We start from the raw sequence: 7,191 nt of genomic DNA, 5'->3' as shown, positions 1-7,191 counted from the left end.
CCCTTCGTCGTTCCGCCGCGGCCGCCGCCGCGCTCTGCCTGACCGGCACGCTCGCGGCCTGCGGCGGTGGCGACACCTCCGACGGCGGCACCGACGCCGACGTGGACTTCAGCGGTGAGGCGACGGGCACGCTGCGCGCCTGGGGCTTCGAGAACGCCGACGACGTCGGCCAGGCGCGGCTCGACCACGCCGCGCAGGCGCTCAGCGGGGTCGAGGTCGAGCTCGACGCGACCGCGTTCGACGCCCAGAAGCTCACCACGCGCCTGGCCAGCGGCGACGTGCCCGACGTCGTCCAGATGGACCGCCGGATCGTGCCCACCTACGCGGCGCAGGGGCTGATCCTCCCCCTCGACGCGTGCTTCGCGGCGCACGACGTGACGCCCGACGAGTGGTGGTACCCCGCCGTCGTCGACGACGTGCGGCTGGACGACCAGGTCTGGGCGGTGCCGCAGTTCTACCAGCCGCCCGCGATCCTCCTGAACACCCGCGTCATGGACGCGGCCGGCGTCACCGCCGACCAGATCGACACCTCCGACCCGGACGCGCTGCTAGCCGCCGTCACGGCGATGTACGCCGAGAGCGGCGGCGTCCCGACGACGCTCGGCCTCGATCCCAACCCGAGCGGGCAGGGCCCGCTGTGGATCCTGGGCTCGGGCGGCCAGCTCATCGACGAGGACGGTCGCCCTACTCTCGACGACCCCAGCAACGTGCCCGGCCTGGAGCTGCTCAAGCAGATCGTGGACGCCCAGGGCGGCTACGCGAAGCTCAAGAGCTTCACGGACTCCTTCGACTCCTTCGGCGACGGCAACCAGTACGTCACGGACCAGGTGGGATCGCAGGTGAACGCCCAGTGGTACCCCAACGTGCTTTCTCCCTACGTGGGCCAGGCCCAGATCGAGGCCGTGCCGTTCCGCGACAGCGAGGGTCAGCCCTTCTCGGTGGCCGGCGGCAGCGCGTTCGTCATCCCCGTCGGGGCGTCGAACCCGGCCGCCGCGTGCGCCTGGGCGCTGGAGCTGACGAACATGGACGCGTGGCAGGCCGCCGGTGAGGCGCGCGCCGCCACGCGAGAGGCAGACGGCGGCATCAACACCGGCATCATGACCGGCTCCCCGGACGCCGACGCGGCGATCCGTGAGCAGTTCGTGGTCCCGAGCGGGGACGCGGGCTTCGACCAGGTCATCTCGACGTACTACGACGTGCTCGACTACGGCAAGACGTTCGGCGCCTCGCCCGCCGGTCAGGACATCCTCACCGAGCTCAACAACGCGGTCACCGCCGCGATGCTCGGCGACAAGACGCCGGAGCAGGCCCTCGCCGACGCGCAGGAGGCGGCCCTTCGGGCCTACGACTCCGTCGTCGCGCAGAGCTGACGCCGGCGTGGCCAGCACCACGGCCCCGACCGCGCGGCGCCGACGTCGGCTCGCCCCCCAGGCGCGCCGCGAGGCGATCGCGGGCTACCTGTTCATCGCACCGTGGCTCGTCGGCTTCCTCGTCTTCACCGCGGGTGCGATGGCTTTCAGCCTATGGCTGGCGTTCGGGCGCTACAACCTGGCCCGCAACGACATCACGTTCATCGGCACGGCGAACTTCGAGGGGCTCCTCACCGACCCGAAGGTCGCCACGTCGCTCGGTAACACGCTCTTCTACGCGATCCTCGCCGTCCCGCTCGAGATCGTCGTCGCGCTCGGTCTCGCGCTGCTGCTGTCGCGGGTCGGGCGCGGTGCCGGGGTCTTCCGGACGATCTTCTACCTGCCCAAGATGACACCCGCCGTCGCGACCGCCGCACTGTTCTTCCTGCTGCTGAACGGCAACAGCGGTGCGGTGAACCGCGCACTGCGCGCCATCGGCATCGAGGGACCGCAGTGGCTCGTGGACCCTGCCTGGGTGAAGCCGTCCATCGTGCTGATGTCGCTGTGGGCGGTGAGCGGCACGATGATCATCTTCCTGGCGGCCCTGCGCAACGTGCCCCGCGAGCTGTACGAGGCCGCCTCCCTCGACGGCGCGGGTTCGGGCCGAATGTTCTTCCAGATCACGATGCCGATGATCTCGGGGGCGATCTTCTTCAACGTCATCGTGCTCACCATCGCCGCGTTCCAGGTGTTCGACAGCGCCTACCTGCTGTTCTGGCGCGACAACGCCAACTCCTCCCCCGAGGCGTCGCTCTTCTACGCGATCTACCTGTTCCAGAAGGCGTTCCGGCAGTTCGACCTCGGGTTCGCCGCGGCGATGGCGTGGGTGATATTCGTGATCATCATGCTCATCACGCTCGTCCAGGTCAGGGTCGGCAACCGCTACGTCTACTACGAGAGCGAGAACTGATGGCCACCGTGGACCCCGGCCTCGTGGCGCCGGCCGTGCCGCCCGTTCGCACGTCGCAGGAACCGGCCCGACGGCGAGCACCCGGCGCCCGGTCGCGCGTCGGTCGCGCGGTGGTGTGGGTCTGCCTGCTGCTGATCACCGCGCTGTTCCTCTACCCGCTCGTGTGGCTCGTGACCGCGAGCCTCAAGACGCGCGGGCAGGTGTTCGACAACTCGCTTCTGCCCTCCCCCGTGATGTGGGAGAACTGGCTGACGGTGTGGGAGGAGCTGCCGCTGCTCAACTGGCTGTGGACCAGCTTCGCGATCGCGGTGCTCGCCTCGGTCGCGGTGGCGGTCTCGAGCTCGGTGGTGGCGTTCGGCTTCGCCTACTTCCGGTTCCCGGGACGCGGGGCGCTGTTCGGGCTGGTGCTCGCCACCATGATGCTGCCCGGCGCAGTGACGATGATTCCGGTCTACCTCATCTGGAAGGAGCTCGGCTTCCTCGGGACGTGGGTGCCGCTGTGGGGCGCGAACCTGTTCGGCTCCGCGTTCTACATCTTCCTGCAGCGCCAGTTCTTCCTCGGCCTGCCGCGCGAGCTGTTCGAGGCGGCGCGGATCGACGGCGCGGGCTACGTCTCGTTGTTCACCCGCATCGCGATGCCGCTGGCGATCCCCTCGTTCGTGATCGTGCTGCTGTTCGAGTTCCAGGCGAGCTGGAACAACCTGCAGGGCTCGCTCATCTACCTCAACGCGGGCTCGGTGGAGTCGTTCAACGCGCCGCTCGGGATCGCCTACGCCATGACGAAGTACAGCCCGACGGCGGGCGGCCACGGCGACTACCAGTACGTGATGGCGGCCTCGCTCATCGTGACGCTGCCGATGCTCATCCTGTTCGCGTTCGGGCAGCGCTACTTCATCGAGGGGATAGCCACGACCGGGCGGAAGGGGTAAGGATGCACGACGTGAGCGCTCAGACGGTCCCGCTGCGCCGGGTGCTGAGCCTCGGCGACGCCGTCTCGATCGGCGCAGCCGCCATGCTCGGCGCCGGGGTCTTCGTGGTGTTTGGACCAGCGTCCGCCGCGGCGGGCTCGCTCGTGCTCGGGTCGTTGCTCCTCGCAGCGGTGGTCGCGACCGCGAACGCGTTCTCCACGGCGCAGCTCGCCGCCCAGTATCCCGTCGCGGGTGGCGCCTACGTGTACGGGCGCGAGCGCCTGGGTGAATGGCCCGGGTTCGCCGCAGGCTGGATGTTCGTCGTCGGCAAGATCGCGAGTTGCGCGGCGATCGCGCTCACGGCGGGCGGCTATCTCTGGCCGGGCCGGGAGCGCGCGGTGGCCTTCGTCGCCGTCACCGTCGTGCTCGCGCTCAACCTCGCCGGAGTCACGCGCACGGCCCGCGCGGCGCGCGTGAGCGCGATGCTCGTGGTGATGGTCCTGGCCGCAGCCATTGCGATCGGTCTGGTCCGCAGCGTCGCGCGCGACGGCGGTGCTGCGGCCGAGTGGGTGGGTGCGTCTCCCCTCGGGGTGGCGCAAGGCGCCGGGCTGCTGTTCTTCGCTTTCGCGGGCTACGCCCGGGTCGCAACGCTCGGGGAGGAAGTGCGCGACCCGGCCCGGACGATCCCCCGCGCCGTCTCGATCGCCCTGGGTGGCGTCCTGCTGGTGTACCTCGCCGTGGGCGCCGCCCTGCTGCGCGGGCTCGGGGTCAAGGATCTGGCTCGTAGCACCGCCCCGGTGCTCGACCTGGTGGGGGATGCGCCCGGCGGACGCCTCCTCGTGACCACCGGGGCTGTGGTCGCCTGCCTCGGTTCGCTCCTCGTGCTGATGGCGGGCATCGGCCGGACCGGTCTGGCGATGGCCCGGCAGGGCGACCTGCCCGGTCCGCTCGCGAGGGTCGAGCCGCGCCGCGGTCTGCCGGCTGTGGCGGAGATCGTGGCGGCGCTGGCGGTTGGCGTCCTCGTGCTGCTGCTGGACGTACGCTCCTCCGTCGCGTTCTCGTCGGCGGGGGTTCTCCTGTACTACCTGGTGGCCAACCTCGCGGCCCTGACCCAGACCCGCCCCCACCGCCGGGTGCCGAGGGTGGTCCCAGTGCTCGGCGCGCTCGGCTGCTTGACGCTCGTGGTGTGCCTCCCGCTCGCCGGGGTAGTCACCGCAGCCGGGCTGCTGGCGCTGGGCGTCTGCTGGCGACTGCTCGTGCGGGCTCGGCGCGCCTGAGCTCCGGCAGGCGCCCACCCAGGGCGCGCAGCGCGTAGAGGATGGCCGCCAGGTCCACGACCTCCTGCGTCAGGGCGCCGACGACGGCCGGGATGGCGCCGGTCGCGGCGACGAGCATGAGGCCGACGCTCAGCACGATCCCCAGCCAGATCGCCGCGAGCGCCACCCGCAGCGTCTGCCGGCCGATCACCACGGCGTCGACCACCTTGCCCAGGTCGTCGGCGAGCACCACGGCGTCCGCGGCCTCACCCGCCGCGGTCGCTCCCCGCGCACCCATCGCCACCCCCACGTCGGCGGCGGCCAGCGCGGGCGCGTCGTTCACGCCGTCGCCCACCATGAGCACCGGGCGGGGCTTGAGCGCGGCGGCAAGCCGCACCTTGTCCGCAGGGAGGAGATCGGCGTGCACCGTGTCGATACCGACCTGGCCCGCGATTGCGCGTGCGGTCGCGTCGGCGTCGCCGGTCAGCATCGCGACCTCTGCCACGCCGTTCGCACGCAACCAGCGCACGACCGCTGCACTCTCCGGGCGAGCCTCGTCGGCGAGCACGAGCACGCCGGCGAACGCACCGTCCACGGCGACGTAGGCGGCGACCTGCCCGGCGACCAGTTGCGCAGCCGCCACCGCGGCACCCACCTCTCTTTCCACGTACGCGCGCTTGCCCACGACGACGTTGCGCCCGTCGATCACTGCGCGCACGCCGCACGTGGCGACCTCGTCCGCCTCGGTGGCCGCCCTGAGCGCCAGACCGCTGGCCTGCGCGGCCTCGCGCACCCCGTCAGCCAGGACGTGCGACGAGTACTGCTCGGCCGAGGCGGCGAGCACCAGGAGTTCCTCGCGGTCGAGGGGGGCGGCCGGCTGAACCGCCACCAGCTCGGGCCGACCGCGGGTGAGTGTGCCGGTCTTGTCCAGTGCTACGGCGCGGACCTTGGCCAGCTTCTCGATCACCGCCCCTCCCTTGACGATCACACCGTGGCGGGCGGCGCGGGACTGGCCACCGAGAAAGGCGACGGGCGCTGCGATCAGCAGCGGGCACGGGGTCGCGAGCACGAGGACCTCGGCGAACCTCACCCAATCGCCGGAGAGCCACCCGGCCAGGCCCGCGATCAGCAGGGACACCGCGGTGAAGGGCACCGCGAAACGGTCGGCGAGGCGGACGACGGGTGCCTGTCGGCCCTGCGCGTCCGTCACGAGGGCGATGATCTGCTGGTACTGGCTGTCGGCCGCCGTGCGCACGGCCCGCACCCGCACGGCGCCGGGGCCGTTGACGCTGCCGGACAGAAGTGTCTCGCCGCGACGGCGGGTGACCGGCAGGGACTCGCCCGTCAGGGACGACTCGTCCACGGTTGCGCGATCGGAGACGACCGTGGCGTCGACCGGTACCACCTCCGCCGGGCGGACGAGCAGCACGTCTCCTACCGCGACCCGGTCGACGGCGACATCGCGGACCTCGTCGCCCACGCCGTCAGGAGCGACAAGCACGTGCGCGGCCTGGGGCGAGCGGTTCAGCAGAGCGGTGAGCTCGCGGGTGGCGCGCCGCTCGGCGGCGTCCTCCAGCGCCTCACCACCCGACAGCATCAGCACGATGATCAGCGACGCGACGTACTCACCGACGGCGAGCGTGGCTCCCATGGCGATGACCGCCAGGACGTCCAGCCCGAGGTGTCCGCGGGCGATCTGACGCGCCATGTCCATCACGGCACGTGTGATGACGACAAGAACCCACGCCGTGGCGATGGCGCGGCTGATCAGGTCCTGGCCCGAGAGGTCGAGGACCAGCACGGCGAGCGCGATCGCGCCCGACGCCGCAAGGATCGGGTAGCGGCGGGCCCGGTGCAGGGAGTTCATGCAGCCAGGGTGCGCCAGTTCCCGGCGTACCGCCAGCAAGGCGGAGCGTGATGAACGGCAGGGACGCCTTGCCTTGGTCGGTCAGGGCGACCGCGACTCTTGCCCAGCGCACCAGTGCGGCCGCCCCAACGAGTCCGGCGTGACAACAATCCCCGGTGCGATCCTGATCCCGATGACCCAGATCGCCCAGGAGGTCCGCGGCGTCATCGACGTGATAGGGCGGCTGGGGGGCCAGGCCTACCGCACCCTCTCGACGGGAACCGCAGGAGCGCTGCACGTCGGGATGAACACGATGACCGACGCCGGCGGACCAGCCACGAGCATGGGTAGTCGACCCAGAAACTCGGCTGACGCGCGGTCAGCGGCTCACGCTGGGGCGTCGACACGAAGTGCGGCGCGGCCGGGGAGTGCACGGCGCTTCTTCACGTGGTGGAGCTCAGAGGGCACGTGTCGAATCCGTGGAGCTGAGGGCCTGGCAGCGACGCCCGTGAGAGGTTCGCCTGGGTGCCGCTCCGCCCCCGACGTCCGGCTGGGGTGCGGAGCCGGGCCGAGATGTCCTCAGCGCTTGAGCGCACTCGTGGCGATCACTCGGATCGGCGTCGTTGCAACGAAAAAACCGGATCCTTGCGGATCCGGCTTGATCGTGGTGGAGGTGGCGGGAAACTCCACGATCATGCCCTGGCCTGCGACGATGCTACTCCTGGTCGTCGCGTGTCAGTGGTGTGGCAGAAGATGCGCTCGGACACCGCCCCGGGTCTGCTCGGTTCGAACGGCACGCACGCAGCCGTCATCGATCGTTGACGTGCTGACGCGGAAGTGTCGAGCTCTCCCGGACCGACAC

General features: G+C 71.1%; 5 protein-coding genes. 4 read left to right on the top strand and 1 reads right to left on the bottom strand.

The annotated features are described in order from the left end of the window. The 4 genes from FH969_RS14195 to FH969_RS14180 all read left to right on the top strand — a co-directional run. A partial coding sequence (locus tag FH969_RS14195; protein WP_425462467.1) for an ABC transporter substrate-binding protein occupies window positions 1–1,370 on the top strand: 1,370 nt, incomplete at its 5' end. Between the two features lie 7 nt (window positions 1,371–1,377). Continuing rightward, window positions 1,378–2,319: a carbohydrate ABC transporter permease gene (locus FH969_RS14190; RefSeq protein ID WP_246071985.1), complete on the top strand. Its 942-nt coding sequence runs from the start codon at window positions 1,378–1,380 to the stop codon at window positions 2,317–2,319. Then, entirely contained in the window at window positions 2,319–3,248 is a 930-nt protein-coding gene (locus tag FH969_RS14185; protein ID WP_139987823.1) for a carbohydrate ABC transporter permease, read from the top strand. The genes FH969_RS14190 and FH969_RS14185 overlap by 1 nt, the downstream gene beginning before the upstream one ends. Window positions 3,249–3,250: 2 nt before the next feature. Further along, window positions 3,251–4,504, top strand: coding sequence for an APC family permease (locus tag FH969_RS14180; RefSeq protein WP_139987821.1), 1,254 nt, complete (start codon window positions 3,251–3,253; stop codon window positions 4,502–4,504). Here the strand turns inward: FH969_RS14180 and FH969_RS14175 are convergent. Continuing rightward, window positions 4,437–6,350: a heavy metal translocating P-type ATPase gene (locus FH969_RS14175; protein ID WP_139987819.1), complete on the bottom strand. Its 1,914-nt coding sequence runs from the start codon at window positions 6,348–6,350 to the stop codon at window positions 4,437–4,439. The two genes, FH969_RS14180 and FH969_RS14175, sit on opposite strands and share 68 nt — an antisense overlap. Between the last annotated feature and the right edge of the window lie 841 nt (window positions 6,351–7,191).

This window comes from Miniimonas arenae (assembly GCF_006351005.1).
GTDB lineage: Bacteria > Actinomycetota > Actinomycetes > Actinomycetales > Beutenbergiaceae > Miniimonas > Miniimonas arenae.
The sequence above is the reverse complement of the archived record's forward strand: the minus strand, read 5'-3'. Positions and strand labels throughout refer to the sequence as shown.